Here is a 22,452-nt window from a genome sequence, read left to right on the forward strand (position 1 = left end):
TCGAGGCACACACGACGACGAGGAGACCAATCGATGATCTTCATTACCGCGAAGTTCCGGGTCAAGCCCGAGCACGCCGACCGTTGGCCCGAGATCTCGAAGGCCTTCACCCACGCCACCCGCAGCGAACCCGGCTGTCTGTGGTTCGAGTGGTCGCGCAGCCTCGAGAACCCGAACGAGTACGTGCTCGTCGAGGCGTTCCGGGACGGTGACGCCGGCGCGGCTCACGTCAACTCCGAGCACTTCAAGGCCGCGCAGCAGACCCTGCCGCCCTACCTCGCCGAAACTCCGCGGGTCGTCAACACGACCGTCGATCAGGACGACTGGTCGGAACTGGGTGAGATGGCGGTGAAGTAACAACCGGGCCCAGGCCCGGCTCTCGGGCACAGCCCGCGCCGGTCGCCGGCCCGGGTCCGGCTCATCGAGGTGGCGGCCAGCAGGGAGGAACCCGTCGCCCCCGACGGCGACGGGTTCCCCGCCGGCTCGTCGGAGCCGGCGTGTTCTCGCCACACCCGAGCGGGCGAGTATCGAGGAATACCCGGCCGGCCGCCTGCGAAAACCAGGGCGGAGGCCGGCCGGCCGCACCGTCCTGCGAGGCCCTGGCCGTGGACCGAGACGCCGCGACTCGCCGGTCCACGGCCAGGTCGACCGGTGCCGGCCGAAACCGGCCCGGCCGGCTCTTCCCCGGTGGGTGTGCGCGCTTCAGCCCACGGACGGGCCCATGCCCAGCGACTGCGGGGTACTCGGATCGGGCGACGGTTGTCGCAGCCCTTCGTCGAGCTCGCCGATCTCGCTCATCAACGCTGGAGAGCCGCCCCACGGTGTCTGCTCCTCGGCGATGAGCGAGTTCGTCGTCAGCAACAGCCCGGCGACCGAGGCGCCGTTCTGCAACGCCGACCGCGCGACGCGCAGCGGGTCGAGGATGCCCAACTCGATCATGTTGCCGTAGCGGTTGCCGAGCGCGTCGAACCCTTCGTCCCTGCCGAGACCGCGACTGTAGGAGACGATGTCGTCGCCCGGGTATCCCGCGTTGCCCGCGATGAGGCGGGCGGGTTCGCTCAGCGCACGCCGCACGATGTCGGCGCCGATACCGTAGTCACCGTCGAGTCCGTGCTCGTCGAGAACCTGTTCGGCGTGCAGGAACGCCGCGCCGCCGCCGGCGACGATGCCCTCGGCCATCGCCGCGCGGGTGGCGGACAGCGCGTCCTCGACCCGGTGCTGCAGTTCCTTGAGCTCGGCCGGGGTCGCGGCGCCGACCCGGATGACGGCCACCTTGCCGGTGAGCGCGCCGATCCGTTCCTGCAGCACGTCCTCGTCGAAGCCGTACTGTGCCCGTTCCAGTTCAGCGCGCAGCTGACCCACGCGGAACGCGACGTCGTCCTCCGACCCGCCGCCGTCGACGATCGTCGTGCTGTGCTCGTCGACGCGGACCGTGCGCGCCCGGCCCAGCTGGTCGAGCGTCAGGTTCTCCAGCGTGAACCCGGACTGGCGCGACAGCACCGCCCCGCCCGTCACGGCGGCGATGTCCTCGAGCTTGTGCAGCCGCCGGTCGCCGAATCCCGGCGCACGCACGGCCACGGACTGGAACGTGCCGTTGCTGTGGTTGTGCACCAGCATCGACAGCGCTGTGCCCTCGACGTTCTCGGCGATCACGACGAGCGGCCGCGGCGCGCGCATGATCTTGTCGAGCAGCGGCATCAGCTCCTGCACCTTGGTGATCTTCTCGGCGCAGAGCAGGATGTACGGGTCCTCGACGACGGCCTCGAGTCTGCCCGGGTCGGTGACCAGGTAGGGCGAGAGGTAGCCGTTGTCGAACTCGAAGCCCTCGACGAAGTCGACGGACATGCCGATCTGCGGCGACTCCTCGACCGTCACGATGCCGCCGTCGCCGACCGTGTGCAGCGCCTTGGCGATCACGGAACCGACGGCCTCGTCGTTGTTCGCCGAGATCGTCGCCACCCGCGCGAAGTCGTCCTCCGTGGCCAACGGATGCGCGACGGCCTGCAGGTGCTCCACCAGCCTGCCGACGGCGACGTCGATACCGCGTTTGACCAGGACCGGATTGCCGCCCTTGGCGATGGCGTCCATGCCCTCGTGGATGATCGCCTGCGCCAGCACCGTCGCTGTCGTGGTTCCGTCACCGACGATGTCGTTCGTCTTGATTGCGGCTTCCTTGACCAGCTGGGCACCCATGTTCTCGAACGGGTCGTGCAGGTGGATGTCCCGCGCGATCGTCACGCCGTCGTTGGTGACGTCGGGCGAACCGGTCAACTTCTCGATGATCACGTTGCGGCCCTTCGGGCCCAATGTCGATTTCACGGCTTCGGCGAGCTTGTCGACGCCGATCCGGAGCTGGTCGCGGGCGTCCGAGCCAAAGCGAAGGTCCTTGGCCATGGGGTCAACTCCTGTTCCGCGCGCCTCGTTGCGCGCGCTCGAGTCAGGGAACGAGAATCGCTCGGCCGCTGACCACACCCGCGTCCAGGTCGGCCAGGGCGTCGAGTGCGGCATCGAGCGGGTACTGCTTGGTGTGGAGGGTGACCTGGCCCGCTTCGGCGAGCACCATGAGCTCGACGAGGTCGTTGTAGGTGCCGACCAGGTTGCCGATGACGTTGCGCTCGGTGGAGATGATGTCGATCGTCGGGATATCGATGTTGCTGCCGTAGCCGATGACGAAGTGCGAACCGCCGCGCCGGGTCATCGCGAACGCGTCCTGCTGGGCGCCCTGTTCGGCGACGAAGTCGAGCACGACCTCCGCGCCCTGCCCGCCGGTCAGGTCCAGGACCGCATCGACGTGCGACCCGTCGGCCTGCACCGTCTCGTGCGCGCCGAGTTGTTCGGCCAGTTTCAACGCCTCGGACTTGCGGTCGACCACGACGATCCGCGTCGCCGTGAGTGCGGCCAGCGACTGGATGCCGATGTGCCCGAGGCCGCCTGCGCCGTTGACGACACACGTCGTGCCTGGAGGCAGCGACGCTGCCGCCTTGCGCACCGCGTGATACGCCGTGATACCCGCGTCCGCGAGCGCCGCGACGTCCTCCGGCCGCGTCGACGGGTCGAGCTTGATGCACGCTCGCGCCGACGTCTTCAGGTACTCCGCCATCCCACCGTCACTGTCGATTCCGGGGAAGGCGTTGTCGGCGCAGTGCATGTCATCGCCCGCGCGGCAGGACCGGCACAGCCCGCATGTCGGCGTGGGGTGCAGGATCACCGTGTCGCCCGGCGCCACATTGGACACCGCACTGCCCACGGCATGAACCCACCCCGCGTTCTCGTGGCCGATCGTGTAAGGCAGCGTGACCCCGGACTTGTCCCGCCACTGCTCCTCGATGATGTGCAGATCGGTGCGGCACACGCCCGCCCCGCCGATCTTCACGATCACGTCGAACGGGCCCGCGATCTCCGGATCCGGCACCTGTTCGATCGTCGGTTGCCGGTGGTACTCGTGCAGTCGTACGGCTTTCATGACACCTCCCGTTTCTCTGCGCTGCGCGGGGTTTCCGCACCGCCGGGGTTCGCTGCCGCCGCCGGCTGTGCCGTGCCCTCCGGGGCCGCCGTGTCGTCGCCGTACCGCGTCCGCAGCAGTCCGCGGCACCAGCCCGTGTTGCCGTCGATGCTCACCCGCACGGTCTTCGCGAACCGCAATCGCTGCTCGACCTGCTCCTCGGGAATCGGAGCGCCCGATTCGTCGACGAACAGTGGGGTGTCTGCCGACGCGGGAAGACCCAGTTCCCGGCGTCTCCGCGTGAGGCTGTCGCGTTCGGCCGACGCGGGGATCTCGCCGAGCGTGGCGTGGGCGAGTGCGTCGATCCGCCAGCCGTCGTCGAGCAGCTTGCGGCACGTGCGTTCCAGGCACGCCAGGTGCGCTTTGCGGCGGAACGTGCGCCGCAGCTCGTCGAGTTCGCCGACGGCCTGACCCTCGAACGCGTCAGCGAACCCGTCGCGCGCTGCCACGCCCGCGTTGATCTCCTCGGCCGCGAAGTGGTCGGTGAGTCTCACCTCGGCCCAGTCGAGCCCGCGTACAGCCACGAGCGCGTCGTAGGCGTCGGCGACCATAAGGTAGGCGAAATTCGGCGCGCAGAAGTACGTCGGCAGGCGCAGCCGCACGTCCACGCCCGTGCCCGCGGGCGTGGACAGCACCGTCGCCGCCAGCACGAACCCGAGCTCGGTGATCGGCCTGCCGAGCTCGGGGTCGTCGACCGTCGCGAGTGCCTCCCACGCGCGTTCGGCCAGGCTCGTCGTCGCCGCCGTCATGCCGGCACCGCCGGAGCCGAGCCGACCGCCTCGGTGCTGTCGGCGACCTCGTCGGGAACCGCGGCCTCGCGCGGCACCTCGATGTCGTACAGGTTCGCCGCGTTCACGCCGAGGATCTTGCGCTTGACGTCCGGAGTGAGCGTGCCGTACTCGCCCTGCATGTCCTCGGGCACCTGGAAGTCGACGAACTTCTCGATCAGCCACTTCGGGTGCCAGATGGCGTAGTCGCTCGCGAACGTGATGCGGTTCTCGTCCAGCCAGTACAGCAGTTCCATGATGATCTGGGCGAAGTACCGCGGCCGCGAGTGGATGAACGGCATCGCGACGGCGAGTCCGCCGTAGACGTTCGGCTCCTGGGTGGCGATCCAGCAGAAGTCCTCGAGCCGCGGCAGGCCGACGTGCTCGATGATGAAGTTCAACTCGGGGAAAGCGGTGGCGACGTCGTCCACATCGGCGACGTCGAACGCGTCGCGGTTGAGCGGGTAGATCGTCGGTCCCTTGTGGACGTGGATGTTGCGGATGCCCAGTTCCCGGCATTTCTCCAGGTACCGGTATGACCAGTCGTCGGTGAGCTTCCAGCCCTTCGAATCGCCCTTCCACTCGGCCGTGTACAGCTTCACGCCGCGCAGCTTCCACCGCTGCGTGAGCCGCTCCAGCGCCTCGAGGCCGGCCTCGCCGTCCCTCGGATCCCACGCGCCGTTGACGATGAACTTGTCCGGGTACCGTTCGGCCAGGAGACCGTCCTGTTCGGTCGTGTTGAACCCGTTGGTGAAGAAGTCCGTCAGGTAGGTCGGCTGGAAGATCGCCTTGTCGACGTAGCCGTCCTCGAACAGATCCTTCATCAGGGTGGCTTCGCCGTACTTCTCGAACTTCTCCAACGGCCACACCCACTCCTCGGGGGAAAGGTTGCGGTGATAGTCGTAGAAGCACTCGATGAAACCCTTGCCGTAACGGTTCGCCTGGTTCTCCGGGCTGCCGTCCCAGAGATGCACGTGGCTGTCGACGATGAAGTAGCTCTCGCCGTCCTTGGTGTACATGGGCACTGCTCCCTTGCGTGTCGCGGTGGTGGAGGCGCCGGGCCCGGCCAGCCGAGCCGCCCGTGCCTGTCGAACCCGGCGCCTCCGGTTCTCCCGCCGGCGTTACCGCACCGGTCGGAGGTCGAAGTCCAGGTACTCGGCGGCGTCCTCGGGATTGGCGAACAGGATCGTCCGGTCGTCGAGGTGGATCATGCGCCCGTAGTGGGTCGACATGCTCTCCTCGAACTCGGCCTGGTCGAACCAGCCGTCCTCCTCGCCCGCGGCTTCGTCGATCTCGGAGTAGACGACGTCGACGCGGCCCTCGGCGTCGATGCGGATCATCGAGGGCAACGGAGTGACGGTGACGTTGTCCTTGCCACGCATCACCTCCGCGATGACCTCGCCCACCTGGTTGTTCATCAGCGTGTAGCCGCACATGCCGGAGGCGGTGTTGTTCGACTCGAAACTCGGCGTCGGCGTGCTGGCGCTCGTGGTGGTCACTGGTTCAACTCCTTCGGGTTGCGCAGGCCGAGCTCGGCCAGGATTCCGCCGAACCGGCTCTTGGCTCGGTCGAGTGCGTCCTCGAATCGCGGCGGTTTCGCGTCCGGCTGCGACCACAGCGGCTGCAGTGTGCGCGCGGCGGCCAGGCACCGCGGAACCCACGCCTCGAGCCACGACTGCATCGTCCGCGTGTTGTGCTCGGCGAACTCCTTGTCGGCCACCAGCGGCTGGAACAGTGCCTTGGTGTAGCGCAGGTCGCGCTCGGCGTAGTCGTACTCGGCGGCGCCGATGAGCGTCGGCGTGACGAAGTCGCCGTTGCCGGGGGCGGCCTGCTGGACGAGGTTGCTGCGGAACAGCTCACCGACCAGTGGCTCGAACACCACGTTGGCGGCGAAGAGCGCCTCCGCCCAGTCCCAGGTGGACGTCAGCTGCTCCGCGACGCCGCGCACGCCCTGCCACGCCGGGTCCTCCTGCCACGTCCGCAGGTGGGCCTCGCCGTCGAACTCGGCGATCTCCTCCGACAGCGTCAGGTTGTACAGCGCCAGGTCCTGTGCGGAGCGGATCCGGTGCATACTGTTCACCGAGATCGCCGTGTTGTGCATGTTGGTCGGGCCCCTGCGGTTGGCGTTGGCGAACAGGTACAACCCGAGTCCGTGGTCGACGTGCATCCACGCACCGACGTGCTGCGCCACGAACTGCACCCAGTTCGGATTCCACTGGTCGAACGCCTTGCTCTGCCTCGCGGCGTCGACGTTCTGGTTGAGTTGGCGCACCACGTTGGAGTTGTTGCGGTAGATGCTCTGTTCCCACTCCTCGTTGGGATCGCGGAACTCGTGCCAGCCGTGGGCGGGCCACTCGTAGCCCTGGCCGCCGGAACCCGGGTAGCGTTTCGGTTCCGGACGGTCGCTGCCCCACGCCTTGAGCACGGTCCACTCGAGCGGATAGCCGCCCTTGCCGTCGGCGAAGCCGTACAGCCAGCCCTGCGACAGGTAGTGCCGCGGATCGGGCTGCACCTCGACGGTGACGTCCTCGTAGTGGCTCTGCTTGCGCTTACGCGGGATGAAGTAGTTGAACCGTCGCAGGTTCGAATCAGGGAACTCGCGTGCGCCCGCCTCGGCGTCGGTGAACACCGGTTTCGGCACGCTGCGCTCGGTCTGCGTCGGGACTGGTTCCTGGGTAGCCGTCATCACGGTTCCTTCGTCTCGTTCGGCGCCGGTGAGACCGGGTTGCAAGCCCGGTCTCACCCGTCGTCGCCGGTGGTCGTGAACTTGTCGTAGAAGACCCGTTTCTCGTCGACGCCGAGAGCGGGAAGCAGCTCGACCGCCGCCTCCACCATCGGTGGCGGCCCGCACACGTAGGCGTCCACACCGGACAGGTCGGTTTCCGAAGTGCGCACCACGTCGGTGATCAACCCGGTGGCACCCGCCCACGCGCCGTTCGCAGCGTCCGACAGTGCGGGCACGTACCGGAACCGCGGCAGCCGCATCTCGAGCTCGCGGAGTTCGTCGTCGAAACACAGATCACGATCGGTCCGCGCGCCGTAGTAGAACGTCGCGGGCCGATCGACGCCGCGCTCGGCCATCGACCGCAGCAGCGACAGGATCGGTGCCATCCCTGCACCGCCGCCGACGAACAGCAGCGGCGCGTCCCGCCCGTCTCGCAGGGTGAAGACCCCGAACGGGCCGGTGATCTCCAGCCGGTCGCCCGGCTGCACCTTGGTGTCGAGGTACTCGGAGAACAGCCCGCCCGGGTACACCTTGATGACGAACTCGAGCGTGCCGTCGGCCGTCGACGTGTTCGCCATCGAGAACGAACGGGTCTCGTCGGTACCGGGTACGGCGAAGTCGACGTACTGGCCGGGGAAGAACCGAAGCTCCTCCGGTTCGATCAGCCGCACCACGAGCCGGCGCATGTCGTGGGTGACGTTGTCGTTCGACACCACCCCGACCGTCGCGGACCGGATCGGCAGCCCCGATCGGATCATCTCCTCGTCGTAGTTGAGCAGCTCGATGGTCAGGTCCTCGTATGGGTGCGCGCGGCACAGGAGCGTGTAGCCCTCCTCGGCCTCGAAATCCGGAAGCGCGAACGTGGAGTACCTGTCGTGCTCGAGGTCGTCACCGTCCAGGACGAACGACTTGCACGACCCGCACTGGCCCTCCTTGCAACCGTGCATCAGCATCACGCCCTGCTCGGCGGCCGCGCGCAGGATCGTCTGATCCTCCTCGACCTCGACCTCGATCCCGACCGGCTCGAACCGCACCCGGTGCTTCTCGGTCATGCTCACCTCACCTTCGTCGCTGACTCGCGTGAACCGGACGGCGCCGGCGCGGGGCGGGTCCGTAGCCCGCCCCGCGCGGCCCCCTCGCTCCGGCGCGCGAGCGCTTCACTCGGCGGGCGCAGGCCTACCGGCCGGGCCCTGCCGGACGTAGTCGGAGTGGAAGGCCTGCCGCTCGGAATCGGTCATCTCATTGAGGCTGACGTTCGGGCTCGGGAACGGCGGGCACCGGCGAAGGTGGTCGAGCGTCCACATCTTCTTCGGATCGAGGTCGAGATGCGGCTGCGCCACCAGGGTCTCGCCGTCGTCGCGGACATAACCCATGTCCTTGACGATGTCGGCGAAGTTCCAGTTGTGGTACAGCGTTTCCCATTCGCGAGCACCGGTGAGCTTGCCCATGTTCGGTGTCTGCCTGCCCTCGTAGGTGTCCCGGAACGCGACCGCGTCGGTCCAGTGACAACCCTCGGAGCAGTACGTGCGCCACTGTCCGTCCACTTCGTCCATGACCATGTCCTGCCGGATCAGGCACGGCACCATGCACGTCCAGCAGCGGTGCGGGTAGACGTAGTCGACGTCCTCGAAGGCGATGGGCTTGTGCCCGTTCGGCACCGAGAGCCGGTTGTAGTTCTCCCACCAGGCGCCGTACTTGTCGTACCAGCCCGGGTACTTGTGCTCGAACCACTCGAAGTCCTCGTCGGTCATCGGGTCGATGCGCCAGTAGTTGGCGATCCAGCCGGTGGCGAAGAATTGGGCGACCTCGTGCACGTACCCCTTGTTCCAGATGCGATTCCACGACTCCTCGACGAGGTCGTGGGGGATCGTCAGTCCGTACTTCTCGAGCGGGACGAGGTAGCTGCGGTAGTAGTCGTCGTAGATCCAGCGCCGCCACATCTCGGCGTAGCTCTCGCGGTCCTTGCGGCGATCCTTCGTGCCGTACTCGATGAACGTGCCGATCGCGGCGTCGACGACGCAGTGGTTGTTCCACCACGCGTACCGCAGATCCCGTTCGAGTAGCTGATGGTTGCTCTCGTCGGACAGCGCCATGAGCAGCGTGGCGTAGCCGTTGCTGATGTGGCGCGACTCGTCCGACTGCACCGAGTGGAACACCGTCGGTAGCAGGTAGTCACCGTTGGCGGCCGCCTCGCCGGGCATGGCCACGAACAGGGTGTTGGTGAACGCCGTCTCGGCGACGATCGTCAGATAGACGCTGGCCGCGGTAATCGCGTCACCGGTGATGAAGCCTTCCGCGAACTGCCTGCCGATCGTGCCTGCGTAGTCGTTCTGGAAGTTGCGCAGGCTCGAGTTGAATCCGGCGGGGTCGATGTAGTTGTTCATGTACAGGCGCTTGAGGTTCTGCTGGATCGTCGAGTGCCTGACCTCGTCGATCATCTGGATCGCCTGGCCGTTGTGCAGCTCGGGATTCGGCACCGTGCGGAACAGCAACGGCATCGCCCGTGCCGCCGAGATCTCGGGCAGCGGAATGATCGACAGGAACAGCTTCTGCCATTCCATCCACCGCGGTTGGACCTGGCGGAACATGTTGCCGCGAATCGCGCCGTCCTGTGCGCCGTAGACGCGATGGTCCTTCTCCTCCTCCATGGGGAAGTACGAGCGCAGGACCTGCTTGAGCGGGTCCTTCTTCTTCGCCTTGGAGAACGTGTAATCGGTGCCGTACTGCGAGACCGGTTCGTGGTAGGCCGGTTCCCACGACAGCTCCTGAATCTTCTCGTGTGCTTTCGCCACACTCTGGCGAGTCATGGTCACTCCTTCCCGCCGCCTGCGGCGGCGGTACGGGGAATGGTTCGCTGGCAGCCGGTGGCCCCCGGCCCTGTCCACCGAGGTGGGCGGGGCCGACGCGGCAGGGACGACTGGCTGTGACTCCCATTACATGGCCGGCGGGTGCGGCGTGCGGTCTCAATTTGAGACGAAGTTCGACCACCGGTTATCGAAACGGCCCGGGGTCGAACACGAAAGGCATTGTCGGAATCGACTGCGGTGTCGCTTGTGGGTGATACGGCACCCATTTCCGGTACTGGCGTCCCATCTATTACCGGTACCGTCGCGAATCGCGGGCCCGTGCGTTGTCACCGAGCCGCGGTGACCACCCGGCGAGCGGGCCTCATTCGCCGTTCGGCTCGTCACCGTGCAGGTCGCCGGGCTCGTCGAGCAGCGCCGCGCGAAGCTCGGCGAGCTCGCGTTGCGTTTCGCGCCCGATCCTTGAATCGCCGTCAGCCGATGGGGTGATTCCCAGTGCCCGCAACAGTTCGGCGGCGGGCACACCGGGGTCGCCCGCCTCGCCGAGTTCGGGATGCAGGCCTTGCTCGGCGAGGTGGGAGAAGACCACGTTGACAACGGTCCACGGGCTGTAAGTCTCCTCGCTCATGCGCCCATGACACGCCCGCGTGAAGCTCCGGGTGGTCTCAATTTGAGACACCGCAGGTGCCGTGTCGGGCTTACCGTGAGGAGTCGGGTACGTGGTCCGGAGCGTCGGAACACGTCGCCCCGGAAGGTCGCAATGGAGCGGTCGTGGAGGCACCGATGGTCGAGGAGCAGGCGTCGAGGGTGTCGCAGGCCGTGGTCGACGGCGAGCTCGTCGGCGCGGCGTTGCCCCTGGTCGAACCGATGACGTCGACGCGCGAGTCCGTGCCGCTGCCGACGCTGGCTGGCCACGGCACCACGGGCGGGAGCGACGCGGCGCTCGCCGAGGCGCGTACCCGATTCCTGACGTCGGAACCCGTCGCCTTCGGCGAGGTGCGGACCCCGATTCTCAACTCGTGGCGGCGATCGCTCCGCGCCGAGGTGGCAGCCGACCACATCGAGGTGCCCTACGTCGGCGAGGACAACCTCGACGCGGCGTGGGTCGAGGGCGCGCGTCCGCTCCTGAACCAGCTCGCCGGCCAGCTCGACGGCCAGCCGGTCAGCCTGATCCTCACCGATCCGACCGGCATCGTCCTCAGCCAGCACACCGGCGACGGGGACCTGCACAGGCACCTCGAAGGCGTGCACCTCGTGCCGGGGTTCAGCTACGGGGAGGAGTTCGTCGGCACCAACGGCATCGGCACCGCCCTCGAAGACGGCACGCCGCGACGCGTGTTCGGCCACGAACACTATGCAGAACACCTCGAAGGTCTCGCATGCGCGGGCGTGCCGATCCAGCATCCGTTGTCGGGCAAGACGATCGGCGCCGTCGACCTGACGTGCTGGAGCCGCGACGCCAGCGGTCTGCTCATCGCGCTCGCCCGCAGCGCGGCCGACCAGGTGCGCCAGGCGTTGCTGGCGACGACCAGCCCGCGCGAACTCGAACTGTTCCAGGCGTACCTGCAGGCATGCAGGCGCACCGGTGGCATCGTGCTCGCCGTCGACGCCGACAACGTGATGATGAACGACTACGCCCGCACCCTGCTCGACGCCGCCGACCAGGCGATGCTCGTCGGTCAGATGCGTGAGCTGGTCGACTCCGGCCAGCGAAGCAGCACGAGTCTGCTCCTGCCGAGCGGCAGCCGGGTTCGGGTGCACTGCCGTCCGTTGTCGGCCGCGGGGGCGGCGGTGCTGCACGTCGAACTGGTCGAGCCGGACGAGGACACCGGCCCCGGGACCGCCGCCCTGCCGATGTTCCTGCCCGGCACCGTCGGATCGGCCCCGGTGTGGCTGCGCTGCTGCCACGAGGTGGACGCCGGGTTCGACGCGGGGGAGTGGCTCGCCTTGGTCGGCGAACCCGGGACGGGAAAGGCGACGCTGGCCGAATGCGTCCAGCAGCGCAGACGGCCCGGCGAGCAGCTGCGCACGCTCGACGTGGACCCTGCGGGCGACGCGGGCAGGCCGGGATGGCTCGACGTCGTGCGGTCGGTGTTCGCGCACCCGGCGTCCGCGTTGGTCGTCCGGCACGCCGACCGGCTCGACGCGGCGTCGGCGACCGCGCTCGCCGCGACCCTGGCCGAGCTGCGCGACACCGCGGGGCCGTGTGTGCCGTGGGTGGCCGTGACGCTCGACGCAGGCGCCGACACCGGCAGGCTCGCCGACCTGCTGGAACTGTTGCCGCGCACGGTGCAAGTCCCGCCGCTGCGGTACCGCATCGAGGACCTCGACCAGTTGGTGCCGTTCCTGCTCGGCAAGCTCAGCCGCGGTGGGCTCACCTGTTCGCCCGCCACCATGAAACTGCTCATGCGCGCGACCTGGCCCGGCAACGTCACCGAACTCTACGGGGTGTTGCGGGACGTCGTGGCGCACCGGCGTCGCACCGGGGAGATCCGGCCCGGTGACCTGCCCGCGGCGTACCACGCGGTGACGCGCCGGGCGCTCACGCACCTCGAGTCGCTCGAGCGGGACGCCATCGTCCGCGGTCTCCGCGACGCCGACGGCAACAAGAGCAGAGCCGCAAAGTCGCTGGGCATGTCGCGGGCCACGATCTACCGCAAGATCCACGACTACGGCATCGTCACCGCGGGTTCCGGACGCGGCGGCAGGAACCGATGACGCCCGCCCCCTATGGGTGGCCGCGTCGACCCCGACACAGGATCCGACGAAGGGCTTGGCGACGATGACCGTTCCCGACACCGTCCGAGCGCTCGACACTCCGGCCTCACGCGAACTCGCGGGGCTGGCCGAGCTGCTCGGCGACGTGCAGACCGTGCTGGAGTGCTGCGAACGCCTGTCAGCCGGTTCCACGCCGCCCGACGAGTTGACGGCCGAAGCGCTGTGGACGACCGCCGTACTGGCGTACGCGCGGTGCTTCGAGGGGGAGCCGCGACTGGCGGCCTCCGACGTGGCGGAGACGTCGCTGCAGGGCGAGGTCACCGAGTGGCACGAACTGCTGCTGCGACTGCGCGACCACTACGTGTCGGCGCGGCGGGAGCAGTGCGGCGTCGGCGCCGCGCAGGACGAGACCGGCAGGGCGGGCGGCGTCGCGGTGACGTCGGCGCCGCGGCCCGCGCCCGACGACGTCACGGTCCGCCAGACCGGCGCGCTCGCCTACGAACTCGGCAAGCTCGTCGACGCGCGGATGAATGAGCAGCAGGAACTCCTGCGCGCGGCCGTCGGTGACATGCCCGCCGCGGAGCTGTCCCGGCTCCCGACGATCGACCTCGCCGGCTGACGTCGCGCCTACCTGCGGGCGAGGGTGACGGCGAGGCGGTGCAGGTACTCGGCGACCTCGGGTTCGGTGCGGTCGGGCAATCCGAACAGTGTCTCGGTGACGCCTGCCGCCGCCCACATGTCGAGCTGTTCGAGGTCCGGTGTGCCCGCCAGCGCGACGACCTCGGGCAGGCCGACGCGGCCCGCCTCCCGCCACGTCCGGTGCAGGGTCGCGATCTTGTCGGTGAGGTCGTCCTCGCCGGGGGTGGTCATCCAGCCGTGGCCGGTGCGGGTGATCCAGTCGAACGTCGTCGCCGTGCCCGCCGCGCCGACGACGACCGGAACGTCACCGGCGGGTTTCGGCCAGGCCCAGCTCGGCCCGAACGAGACGAACTCGCCGTCGTAGGACGCCTCGTCGGCGGTCCACAGCGCGCGCATGGCTTCGACGTACTCGCGCAGCACCGTCCGGCGTCTACCGGGAGGAACGCCGTGGTCGGCGAGCTCGTCGGTGTTCCAGCCGAAGCCGACACCGAGCGTCACGCGCCCGCCCGCGAGGTGGTCGAGCGAGGCGATCGTCTTCGCCAGGGCGAGCGGATCGTGCTCGGCGGGCAGCGCGACGGCCGTTCCCAGCCGGATGCGGTTCGTGACGGCGGCGGCCGTCGACAGCGCGACCCACGGGTCGAGCGTGCGCACGTAGCGGTCGTCGGGCAGGGAGGAGTCGCCGGTCCGCGGGTGTGCGGCGTCGCGGCGGACCGGAATGTGCGTGTGCTCGGGGACGCAGAAGGAGGCGAAACCGGCCTCCTCCGCCAGACGTGCCGCCGAGGCGGGTGCGATGCTGCGGTCGCTGGTGAACATGACGATCCCGTGTCGCATGCCGCAAAGTAGAACATGTTCTCGGTCGCTGCGGGAGGGTCGGACGCCGACCTGCGACCGGCGAGCCGATCCGCCCACCCGGACACCGCGCGCACCGCCACCCGCGCATCGGAAGCGGCACGCTCGCGCGAGTAGCCTGGAGGATTGTGTCCACTCCTCACGACGCCGCTCCCCTCGAGGAAGCGCGGCGCAGGCGGTCGTTCGCCGTCATCAGCCATCCCGACGCCGGTAAGTCGACGCTGACCGAGGCGCTCGCCCTGCACGCACGCGTGATCTCCGAGGCGGGTTCGGTGCACGGCAAGGGCGGCAGGCAGGGCGTCGTGTCGGACTGGATGTCGATGGAGCAGGCGCGCGGCATCTCGATCACGTCGGCGGCGCTGCAGTTCGAGTACCGCGACTGCGTCATCAACCTGCTGGACACGCCGGGGCACGCGGACTTCTCCGAAGACACCTACCGCGTGCTGTCGGCCGTCGACTCGGCGGTGATGCTGCTGGACGCCGCCAAGGGGCTCGAGCCGCAGACGTTGAAGCTGTTCGACGTCTGCCGGCACCGGGGCATTCCGGTGCTGACGTTCATCAACAAGTGGGACCGGCCGGGTCGTGACGCGCTCGAGCTGTGCGACGAGCTGGTCGAGCGCATCGACCTCCAGCCGATGCCACTGACCTGGCCCGTCGGTTCGCCGGGACACTTCCAGGGTGTGCTCGACGTGCCGACCGGGCAGTTCGTCCGCTACGCACGGACCGCAGGCGGCGCGAAGGCCGCGCCCGAGGAGCACCTCTCGCCCGAACAGGCCGAGGCCGAGGTCGGCGAGGACTGGACGACCGCGCGCGAGGAGTACGACCTGCTGCTCGACTCCGGCGGCGAGTTCGATGAGGAACGGTTCCGCGACGCGACCGCCACGCCGGTGCTGTTCGGCGCCGCCGTGCTCAACTTCGGGGTGCGCCACCTGCTCGACCTGGTGGTCGACCTAGCGCCCCGTCCCGAGCCGCGTGAGGACGCCGACGGCGCGCCGCGGCCCCTGGACGCCGAGTTCTCCGCGTTCGTGTTCAAGGTGCAGACCGGCATGGACCCGGCCCACCGCGACCAGGTGGCGTTCGCGCGCGTGTGCTCGGGCGAGTTCGAGCGCGGCATGGTCGTCACCAACGCCACGACGAAACGCCCGTTCGCGACGAAGTACGTCCAACAGGTCTTCGGGCAAAAACGATCCACAATGGACACGGCGTATCCGGGCGATGTGATCGGGCTCGTCAACGCCACGGCGCTGCGGGTCGGCGACACGTTGTACTCGGGCAAACCCGCGGTGCGGTTCCCGGGGCTGCCGCAGTTCGCGCCCGCGCACTTCGCCGTCGCGACGCCGTCCGACCTGAGCAAGGCCAAGCAGTTCCGCAAGGGCATCGACCAGCTCGGTGCCGAGGGCGTGGTGCAGCTGCTGACGTCCGACCTGCGCGGCGACGGCGCCCCGGTGCTCGCCGCGGTCGGGCCGATGCAGTTCGAGGTGGCGACGCACCGGATGGAGCACGAGTTCAACGCGCCGGTGAAGCTCGACCGCCTGCCCTACAGTGCCGTGCGGAAACTCGGCGACTCGTCGCAGCGCAGCATCGTCGACGCGGGCAGGCGCAGCGAGGTCCTCGACCGCGCCGACGGCACCGAGCTCGCCGTGTTCGAGGACGAGATGTCCCTGCGCATCCTGCTGCGCGCCCACCCGGAACTGCAACTCGAACCGCTGCTCGCCGAAGGCTGACCCCCGCGCGTCGGTGCCGCGGTGACCTGCGGGAACAGCCCGCGGCACGTCGGGCGGCACGGCTGACGCCGGTTCCGGACGCGCACGTTCGCCGCCTCGGCGGTGTCCGTGCGACTCCCGGCTGGATACGGTCGCCGAAGCGATCGACCCAGGGAGGTTCGCGGGTGAGGCCAGGACGGTTCGGATGACGTTGTCGGTGACGGCGCACCCATGACCCCACCGCAACAGGGGGCACGGCAACAGGGCGCACGGCAATTGAGCCCGATGCAACGCCGGATCGCGATCGCGGCCGTTCAGGTGCTCGGGCTGGCGGTCTGGTTCTCCATGTCCGCGGTGGTGCCCACGCTCCGCGACGAGTGGGGCATCTCGGCCGCGGCCGCCGTGTGGCTGACGGCGTCGGTGCAGATCGGTTTCGTCGTGGGCGCCGTCGGCTCGGCCGCCCTGAACCTCGCCGACCGGGTTCGCCCCCAACTGCTCCTCGCGACCAGCGCGGCACTGGCCGCGCTCTGCACCCTCGTGTTGGCGATGCTGGCCGGCGGTATGGCGGCGGCCCTGCCACTGCGATTTCTCACCGGCGTCTTCCTTGCGGGCGTCTACCCGGTGGGCATGAAGTTGATGGTGTCCTGGTCGGGACGCTCCGGCAGGGGCATGTCGATGGGGATGCTGATCGCGGCGCTGACACTCGGGTCGTCGGTGCCGCACCTCATCGCGGGGTTCGGGACGCTGCCGTGGCGATCGGTGCTGGTGGCCGCGTCCGTGCTCGGCGGGCTCGGTGCACTCGTGGCGGTCACGATCGTCCGGCCGGGGCCGCAGCTCGCCGCGGGCAGCCCACTGCCGAACCCGCGTTACGCCCTCACCATGTTCACCCAGCGCGGGCCGCGGCTGGCCAATCTCGGCTACTTCGGCCACATGTGGGAGCTCTACGCGCTGTGGACGTGGCTCCCGACGTTCCTGCTGGCGCGCGAGGCGGCGGACGCGCCGCACGTGGTCGAGCTCCTCGTGTTCGCGACCATGGGTGTCGCCGGCGCGGCGGGGTGCTTCCTCGGCGGCTGGATATCCGACCGGTACGGCCGTTCCCCCGCCGCGGTGTCCGCACTCGCCGTGAGCGGCGCGTGCTGCCTGCTCTCGCCCGTCGTGCTCGATGCGCCGTCGGTCGTGCTGGTCGCGTTCTGTGCGGTGTGGGGCGCCGCCGTGATCGCAGACTCGGGCGTGTTCTCGGTGTCGTTGAGCGAAACGGCCGACTCCCGGTACGTGGGCACGGCACTGACCGCCCAGACGGCCATCGGCTTCGCGCTGACCGCGGTCAGTATCCAGGTCGTGCCGCTGGTGGCCGCCGTCGTCGGCTGGCAGTTCGCGTTCCTCGCGCTCGTCCCGGGGCCGATGATCGGTGCGCTGGCGATGCGCGCCTTCGGGTCTCGTGCCCGCGACGCGGTTCCGTCCACAAATCCATCCACAAAGGAGTGACATGTCCGCTGTCTGGCCGAACGGAAAACCGGAAGTGGGTGCCGTCGCGGAGTTGTCCCGGCAGGTGGGGTCCGGCGACATTCCCCTGTTCACCGAGCTGAGCGGGGACCGCAACCCGCTGCACTACGACGAGGCCGCCGCCGAGTCCTCGTGGTTCGGGGAGATCGTCGTCCAGGGCGGGGTCACCAGCGCGATCCTCAACGCCGTGGTCGCGGAGAAGTTGCCCGGGCCAGGAACCGTCTTCCTCAACGTGTCCTGGGACTTCACCGCCCCGGTGCGGCCGGGCGACACGATCACGGGACGTGTGGAGGTCACCGAGGTCAGAGACGACAAGCCGATCACGAAGCTGGCCACGCGGGTCACCCGCGACGACGGCACGACGGCACTCGAAGGTACCGCCGTGTGCTGGACGGCGGACATGCCCGGTCGGCACGGCGGCGGTACCGGCTGACGACGTCAGTCACCGGGGTCGCGGAGCGCGGCGTAGAGACAGATCAGTGACGCGACGGTGAGTGCCGCCGCCAGCACGAGCGGCCACCACACCGACATCGCGTCGGCGAGGAAGAACTGCAGCGCCGCGGTCACCGCGAACGCTACGGAGAGCAACACGAACAGCACCCGCTCGACGGGCGGCTGGTGGGATCGGATGTCGCTCGAAGGACGCCTGAGCATGTGACTCACCTCCCGGTGACGTGTACGGGCGCGGACGGTGTCCGGTATGCGTATCGCTGGGCCGTCCGAGAGGGTTACTGATCGGTTCGCTGCGACCTTCGTTGTCCTCCGGATGGGGCATGACCTTGGTCACGTCGTGTTACTGAACTGCCGATTGTCGGAGGGACGAAAACGCAGCTCGTTCGCCTGCTGTATGCCGAGAGTCTGCACAGTGGTCGAGTCACCAGCGTTGACTGTCCGGAATGTGCTGCATAACCTCCGCGCAGCGTGGTCGGGTCGGCAACTCAGCCGGCGACCCGGCCCGACGTGCAGTAGCTCGACGGGGGGCGGGGGCCCTGGGCAGTCATCCGGCGTCGATGAAAGGGCCTTGAGGCGTGGTCACCAAGCCTTCCAGGCGTTCACTCCGCGGACGTGTGCTCGCCGCGGCGCTCATACCCAGCGTGGCATTGCTGGTGGTCGGCGTCGTCGTGTCCGGATACCTGATCTACGACGCTGTCAAGGGCCGCGACTTCGTCGTCCGGGTGCACGAGGCGGCCGAACCCGGTGTCGACTTCTTCGGCGCGATCAGGGCCGAGCGGAGGCTCACGCTCCAGGCACTGGCCGGGTCGTCGTCCCAGCGGGAACTCGCCGAGCAGCGCACGAAGACCGACGCGGCGACCAGGAACCTGATGGACGACGTCGACGGCATGGTCGACGGCGCGTCCGACGAGATCCGCGGCGTCATCGAGCGACTCCGCGGGCAGCTCGGCCAACTCCAGCAGTTCCGGAGCCAGGTCGACGACGCGGGCGCGCCGAACGGGCCGACACTGCAGGACGCCTATGACCTCTACAACCGGATCATCGACACCGTCGCCGCCGGCCTCACCGGCGTCGCCAGACTGACGCCCGATGCCGAGACGGCGTATCTGCGCGTGCAGTCGATGCCCCTGTTCACCGCCGCCGACGGCATGGCGCGGGCCGACGCCCTCGCCGCGGCGGGCCACGCCGCGGGCGGACTGAGCGCCGAGGAGTTCCGCACCTACGCCGGCCAGGTCGGTGCCTACCGGGCGCAACTCGCGCGTTCGTCGATGACCCCCGCCGTGCGGGCCGACTACGAACGTCTCGTCGACAGCGACGCGTGGCGCGTCGTGACGCGGGTCGAGAACGCGTTCCTCGAAGGCGGAGGCACCCAGCGGGTCCCCGTCTCGCCGGAACGCTGGCACGAGGCGGCGAGCGAGGTCGGCGGGACGTTGATGTCGCTGTACATCCAACAGAGCACCAACGCCACGAACGAGGGTGTCGAACGCGCCGACCGCACCCTCGTCGGTGCGCTCGTCGCCGGTGGAGCCTCACTCGTCGTCGGGTCGCTGCTGATCTTCTTCGCGTGGCGGCTCGCGCAGTGGCTGGTCCGGAGGCTCGTCCGACTCAGGGAGGAGACCCTCGACCTCGCCGAGAACCGCTTGCCCGACCTCGTCGCCCGGGTGCGGGACGGCGAGAACGTGGACGTCGTCGAACTCGAATCCGCCGACCACGGTGAGGACGAGATCGGCCAGGTCGCCGACGCGTTCCAGAAGGCGCAGCGTACCGCGGTCGCCGCGGCGATCGAGGAATCGCGCGTACGCGAGGGTACGAAGACGGTGTTCCTCAACATCGCCCACCGCAGCCAGGTTCTCGTGCACCGCCAGCTGAAGGCGCTCGACGACGCCGAACAGCACCTCGACGATCCGCAGCAGCTCGAGATGCTGTTCCGCGTCGACCACTTCGCCACGCGGGCCCGCCGTAACGCGGAGAACCTGATCATCCTCGGCGGACAGCAGCCGGGCAGGCGGTGGCGCAACCCCGTGTCGATCGCCGACCTCGTGCGTGGTGCCACCGCCGAGATCGAGCAGTACCGGCGCGTCGACGTGGCGGCGTTGCCGGACGTCGCGGTGATCGGGCCCGCCGTCGGCGACATCGTGCACCTGCTGGCCGAGCTGCTCGACAACGCGACCGCGTTCTCGCCGCCGGACTCGCGCGTGGTGGTGCGCGGCGACGCGGCCGTCACGAAGGGCGTCGTCCTCGAGGTCGAGGACCAGGGCCTCGGCATCGAGGAGGAGGACGCCGAACGGCTGAACACCCTGTTGGCCGAGCCGCCCGACTTCAGCTTCATGGCGCTGTCCGACGAGCCGCGCCTCGGCCTGTTCGTGGTCGCACGGCTCGCCGCGCGACACGGCATCCAGGTGCGGTTGCGGGAAGCGATCCACGGCGGCACGCGCGCGGTCGTGCGGCTGGACGCGGAGTTGCTCGGCACGCTGCCCGAACACGAGCGCCCCGGAGGTGATCCCGACACGGGGTCCGGGCCGGCCGTCGGCTGGCCGGCCGGCGGGACCGGCCCGGCACGGCCCGTCGGGGCACAGCCAGCCGGCGCGGGGGAGCGCACGGAGGGCAGCGTTGCCGGGGATGCGCGGCAGCCGAGTTCCGGTGCGGGCGGCGGCGGTGACGAGGCCCCGGGCGTCGGCTTCGCTTCGGCGGACTCGGTGAGCGCGATCCTGTCCGGATCCCAGCCGAAGGTCGAAGCCCCCGGGAGCGGGTGGTTCGGTTCGGCGGCCGGTGCCGAGCAGCAGGCGGAGGACCGGCACGACCCGGGGCGCGCCGTGGAGCCGTCGTCCCGGTCGCAGGCACAGGACGACCCGGTGCGGGAATGGCCGGACGCCGACGGCGCGCAACGGACCGCGGAAGCCCGTCCGCGACCCGACCAGTCCTCCGACCGGCAGCAGGGCCCGCGGTCCGCTCGGCCGGGACCGGCACCCCGGCGGGCGTCGCGGCAGCGCCCCTGGACGGACCAGCCTTCCGAGTCGTCGCCGTCCCCGGCGAGCGAGCATCCTGCGGAGCCGCAGGGACGAGCGCCGTCGGTGCAGGACCGTTTCCTGCGTGACGAAGGTTCCGGGGCGGGGCGGCCGGCGGGCGGTGACGCCGGGACGGAACAGCCTCGGCAGTCCGGGTCGGAACAGCCGCGCCGACGGCAGCGGAGCCCGGAGCAACAGCCCGCGGAGCCGCCGACGCAGCAGCCCGGCCAGGCGGGGGCGCAGCAGCCGCCGGGCGGGGCATCGCCAGGGGCGCCGCCGCGGCCGCGGAACCCGCTGCACCATTCGGGTCAGCAGGCAGCGGTGCCGCCGTCCGCCGCCGGTGGGGCCGGGGCGCAGTCGAAACCACCGTTGCCGCGGAGGCGTAAGCAGGAGAATCTCGCCCCGCAGCTACGGGAGGCGCCGCAGGACGCGCCCGAGTCGCCTGCGGCGGCGGCACCGGAGGGGGGCGGCGCGAACGCCGACGCGGTGAGGAACAGGTTCGCGGGATTCCAACGTGGCACGGAAAGTGCGCGGCAGGACCAGGGGAAGCGGGAAGGCACAGGCTTTTTCGCGAGCGGGGAAGGACCACGATGACAAGTAGGGGTAGTGAACTCGGCTGGCTGCTCGACGACCTGGTGCAGCAGGTCGTCGGTGCCGACAGGGCCGTGGTGTTGTCGGCCGACGGCCTGTTGATGGGCAACTCCAGCAACATGGCCGCCGAGGAGGCCGAGCACCTGTCGGCTGTCGCGTCGGCGTTCCAGAGCCTTGCGAAGGGGACCGGTCGGCAGTTCGGTGGCGGAGGGGTGCGCCAGACGCTCGTGGAGATGGACCACGCATTCCTGTTCGTCACGGCGGCGGGCAGCGGGGCGTGTCTCGCGCTGTTGACGTCGGCCGACGCGGACATGGGCATGGTGGCCTACTCCATGAACATGATGGTGAAGCGGGTCGGGGCGGTGTTGAGCGCAGCGCCGCGCGCGTGACGGACCCTCGCGATCGGCACGCCGCTGCCGGCGTGGTTGGATCGCCTGCGAACATGTGCCACTACCGCGAGGTCGTTCCAGCGGATCCGAACACGAAACGTACGCAGGCGGTTTTCGATGACACCCGGAAATCCAGAACCCGGCAGTGGAGAGACCACGGCCGCGAAACTGCTGATCGCCGGTGGTTTCGGCGTCGGTAAGACGACCCTGGTCGGTTCCGTCAGCGAGGTACCGCCGCTGCGGACCGAAGAGGCGATCACCGAGGCTTCCGCGGGCACCGACGACCTGACGGGTGTCGAGTCGAAGGTCAGCACGACCGTGGCGTTGGACTTCGGCCGGATCACGATCAGCCCCGAGCTGATCCTCTACCTGTTCGGCACTCCGGGGCAGGACCGGTTCTGGTTCATGTGGAACGAGCTCGCCGAGGGCGCCATCGGTGCGGTCGTACTGGCTGATCCCCGGCGTCTCGAGACATGCTTTCCGGCCGTCGACTTCCTCGAACGGCGCAGCGTGCCGTTCATCGTGGGCGTCAACTGCTTCGACGACGCCCACCGCTACACGGCCGAAGAGGTGCGGGACGCCCTCGACATCGCGCCCACCGTGCCGCTCATGTTGTGCGACGCCCGCGACCGTGCGTCGGCACGGGACGTGCTGATCAGGCTCGTCGAGCACGTCATGCACCAGTACGACCTGGCCCACTCCGCGACACCCTGAACCTCGACACCCCGAACCGGCACACCGGCACACCGGGGAATCGGCACACCGGGGAATCGGCACACCGGGGAATCGGGAAGGTGCCGAAAC

At 69.4% G+C, this 22,452-nt stretch carries 20 protein-coding genes; 9 read left to right on the forward strand and 11 right to left on the reverse strand.

Annotation, left to right across the window (positions count from 1 at the left end; genetic code table 11):
* Nucleotides 1–33 precede the first annotated feature (33 nt).
* Nucleotides 34–357: a putative quinol monooxygenase gene (locus LY13_RS07700; protein ID WP_253827616.1), complete on the forward strand. Its 324-nt coding sequence runs from the start codon at nucleotides 34–36 to the stop codon at nucleotides 355–357.
* A 345-nt stretch (nucleotides 358–702) separates the two neighbouring features.
* Here LY13_RS07700 and groL read toward each other — a convergent pair whose 3' ends face one another.
* The 9 genes from groL to LY13_RS07745 form a co-directional block, all read right to left on the reverse strand.
* Entirely contained in the window at nucleotides 703–2,394 is a 1,692-nt protein-coding gene (gene groL, locus LY13_RS07705) for a chaperonin GroEL (RefSeq protein ID WP_253827617.1), read from the reverse strand.
* A gap of 43 nt (nucleotides 2,395–2,437) precedes the next feature.
* Nucleotides 2,438–3,463, reverse strand: a complete 1,026-nt coding sequence (locus LY13_RS07710; protein ID WP_253827618.1) for an NAD(P)-dependent alcohol dehydrogenase — start codon at nucleotides 3,461–3,463, stop codon at nucleotides 2,438–2,440.
* Nucleotides 3,460–4,251: an iron-sulfur cluster assembly protein gene (locus tag LY13_RS07715; protein WP_253827619.1), complete on the reverse strand. Its 792-nt coding sequence runs from the start codon at nucleotides 4,249–4,251 to the stop codon at nucleotides 3,460–3,462. Before LY13_RS07715 ends, LY13_RS07710 begins: the two co-directional genes overlap by 4 nt.
* On the reverse strand, nucleotides 4,248–5,288 hold the full coding sequence (locus LY13_RS07720) for an amidohydrolase family protein (protein WP_253827620.1): 1,041 nt from the start codon (nucleotides 5,286–5,288) through the stop codon (nucleotides 4,248–4,250). The genes LY13_RS07715 and LY13_RS07720 overlap by 4 nt, the downstream gene beginning before the upstream one ends.
* 102 nt (nucleotides 5,289–5,390) lie before the next feature.
* Nucleotides 5,391–5,768, reverse strand: a complete 378-nt coding sequence (gene mimD / locus LY13_RS07725) for a propane 2-monooxygenase effector subunit MimD (protein WP_372493786.1) — start codon at nucleotides 5,766–5,768, stop codon at nucleotides 5,391–5,393.
* The gene (locus LY13_RS07730) at nucleotides 5,765–6,955 is read right to left on the reverse strand and encodes a ferritin family protein (protein WP_253827621.1); all 1,191 of its coding nucleotides are present in this window, start codon (nucleotides 6,953–6,955) and stop codon (nucleotides 5,765–5,767) included. The genes mimD and LY13_RS07730 overlap by 4 nt, the downstream gene beginning before the upstream one ends.
* 53 nt (nucleotides 6,956–7,008) lie before the next feature.
* Nucleotides 7,009–8,046 (reverse strand): NADH:ubiquinone reductase (Na(+)-transporting) subunit F, encoded by a 1,038-nt coding sequence (locus tag LY13_RS07735; protein ID WP_253827622.1) that lies wholly within the window; start codon nucleotides 8,044–8,046, stop codon nucleotides 7,009–7,011.
* Between the two features lie 105 nt (nucleotides 8,047–8,151).
* Complete coding sequence (locus LY13_RS07740) at nucleotides 8,152–9,801, reverse strand: ferritin family protein (protein ID WP_253827623.1); 1,650 nt, start codon at nucleotides 9,799–9,801, stop codon at nucleotides 8,152–8,154.
* A gap of 361 nt (nucleotides 9,802–10,162) precedes the next feature.
* Nucleotides 10,163–10,426 (reverse strand): hypothetical protein, encoded by a 264-nt coding sequence (locus LY13_RS07745; protein WP_253827624.1) that lies wholly within the window; start codon nucleotides 10,424–10,426, stop codon nucleotides 10,163–10,165.
* Nucleotides 10,427–10,665: 239 nt separating this feature from the next.
* Between LY13_RS07745 and LY13_RS07750 the strand changes: the two genes are divergently transcribed.
* Nucleotides 10,666–12,516 (forward strand): sigma-54-dependent Fis family transcriptional regulator, encoded by a 1,851-nt coding sequence (locus tag LY13_RS07750; protein ID WP_301298662.1) that lies wholly within the window; start codon nucleotides 10,666–10,668, stop codon nucleotides 12,514–12,516.
* Nucleotides 12,517–12,580: 64 nt separating this feature from the next.
* Nucleotides 12,581–13,135, forward strand: coding sequence for a hypothetical protein (locus LY13_RS07755; RefSeq protein WP_253827626.1), 555 nt, complete (start codon nucleotides 12,581–12,583; stop codon nucleotides 13,133–13,135).
* An 8-nt stretch (nucleotides 13,136–13,143) separates the two neighbouring features.
* Here LY13_RS07755 and LY13_RS07760 read toward each other — a convergent pair whose 3' ends face one another.
* Nucleotides 13,144–13,986 carry an LLM class F420-dependent oxidoreductase gene (locus LY13_RS07760; RefSeq protein ID WP_253827627.1) on the reverse strand — a complete coding sequence of 281 codons (843 nt, stop codon included), beginning with the start codon at nucleotides 13,984–13,986 and terminating at the stop codon, nucleotides 13,144–13,146.
* 146 nt (nucleotides 13,987–14,132) lie between these two features.
* Here LY13_RS07760 and LY13_RS07765 point away from each other — a divergent pair, with 146 nt between their 5' ends.
* The 3 genes from LY13_RS07765 (at nucleotide 14,133) to LY13_RS07775 (ending at nucleotide 17,643) form a co-directional block, all read left to right on the forward strand.
* Nucleotides 14,133–15,728, forward strand: a complete 1,596-nt coding sequence (locus LY13_RS07765) for a peptide chain release factor 3 (protein ID WP_253827628.1) — start codon at nucleotides 14,133–14,135, stop codon at nucleotides 15,726–15,728.
* A 210-nt stretch (nucleotides 15,729–15,938) separates the two neighbouring features.
* Nucleotides 15,939–17,192 (forward strand): MFS transporter, encoded by a 1,254-nt coding sequence (locus LY13_RS07770; protein ID WP_253827629.1) that lies wholly within the window; start codon nucleotides 15,939–15,941, stop codon nucleotides 17,190–17,192.
* Nucleotide 17,193: 1 nt separating this feature from the next.
* The gene (locus tag LY13_RS07775) at nucleotides 17,194–17,643 is read left to right on the forward strand and encodes a MaoC family dehydratase (RefSeq protein ID WP_253827630.1); all 450 of its coding nucleotides are present in this window, start codon (nucleotides 17,194–17,196) and stop codon (nucleotides 17,641–17,643) included.
* A 5-nt stretch (nucleotides 17,644–17,648) separates the two neighbouring features.
* On the opposite strand, the gene LY13_RS07780 is transcribed toward LY13_RS07775, so the two are convergent.
* Nucleotides 17,649–17,864 carry a hypothetical protein gene (locus LY13_RS07780; protein ID WP_253827631.1) on the reverse strand — a complete coding sequence of 72 codons (216 nt, stop codon included), beginning with the start codon at nucleotides 17,862–17,864 and terminating at the stop codon, nucleotides 17,649–17,651.
* A 440-nt stretch (nucleotides 17,865–18,304) separates the two neighbouring features.
* Between LY13_RS07780 and LY13_RS07785 the strand changes: the two genes are divergently transcribed.
* The 3 genes from LY13_RS07785 (at nucleotide 18,305) to LY13_RS07795 (ending at nucleotide 22,362) form a co-directional block, all read left to right on the forward strand.
* Nucleotides 18,305–21,262, forward strand: a complete 2,958-nt coding sequence (locus LY13_RS07785) for a sensor histidine kinase (protein WP_253827632.1) — start codon at nucleotides 18,305–18,307, stop codon at nucleotides 21,260–21,262.
* A complete protein-coding gene (locus LY13_RS07790) occupies nucleotides 21,259–21,648 on the forward strand; it encodes a roadblock/LC7 domain-containing protein (RefSeq protein ID WP_253827633.1) in 390 nt (129 codons plus the stop codon). Before LY13_RS07785 ends, LY13_RS07790 begins: the two co-directional genes overlap by 4 nt.
* A gap of 117 nt (nucleotides 21,649–21,765) precedes the next feature.
* Nucleotides 21,766–22,362 (forward strand): GTP-binding protein, encoded by a 597-nt coding sequence (locus LY13_RS07795; protein ID WP_253827634.1) that lies wholly within the window; start codon nucleotides 21,766–21,768, stop codon nucleotides 22,360–22,362.
* The last annotated feature ends 90 nt before the right edge of the window (nucleotides 22,363–22,452 follow it).

Origin of the sequence: Prauserella aidingensis, assembly GCF_024171865.1 — a bacterium.
GTDB classification, from domain to species: domain Bacteria; phylum Actinomycetota; class Actinomycetes; order Mycobacteriales; family Pseudonocardiaceae; genus Prauserella; species Prauserella aidingensis.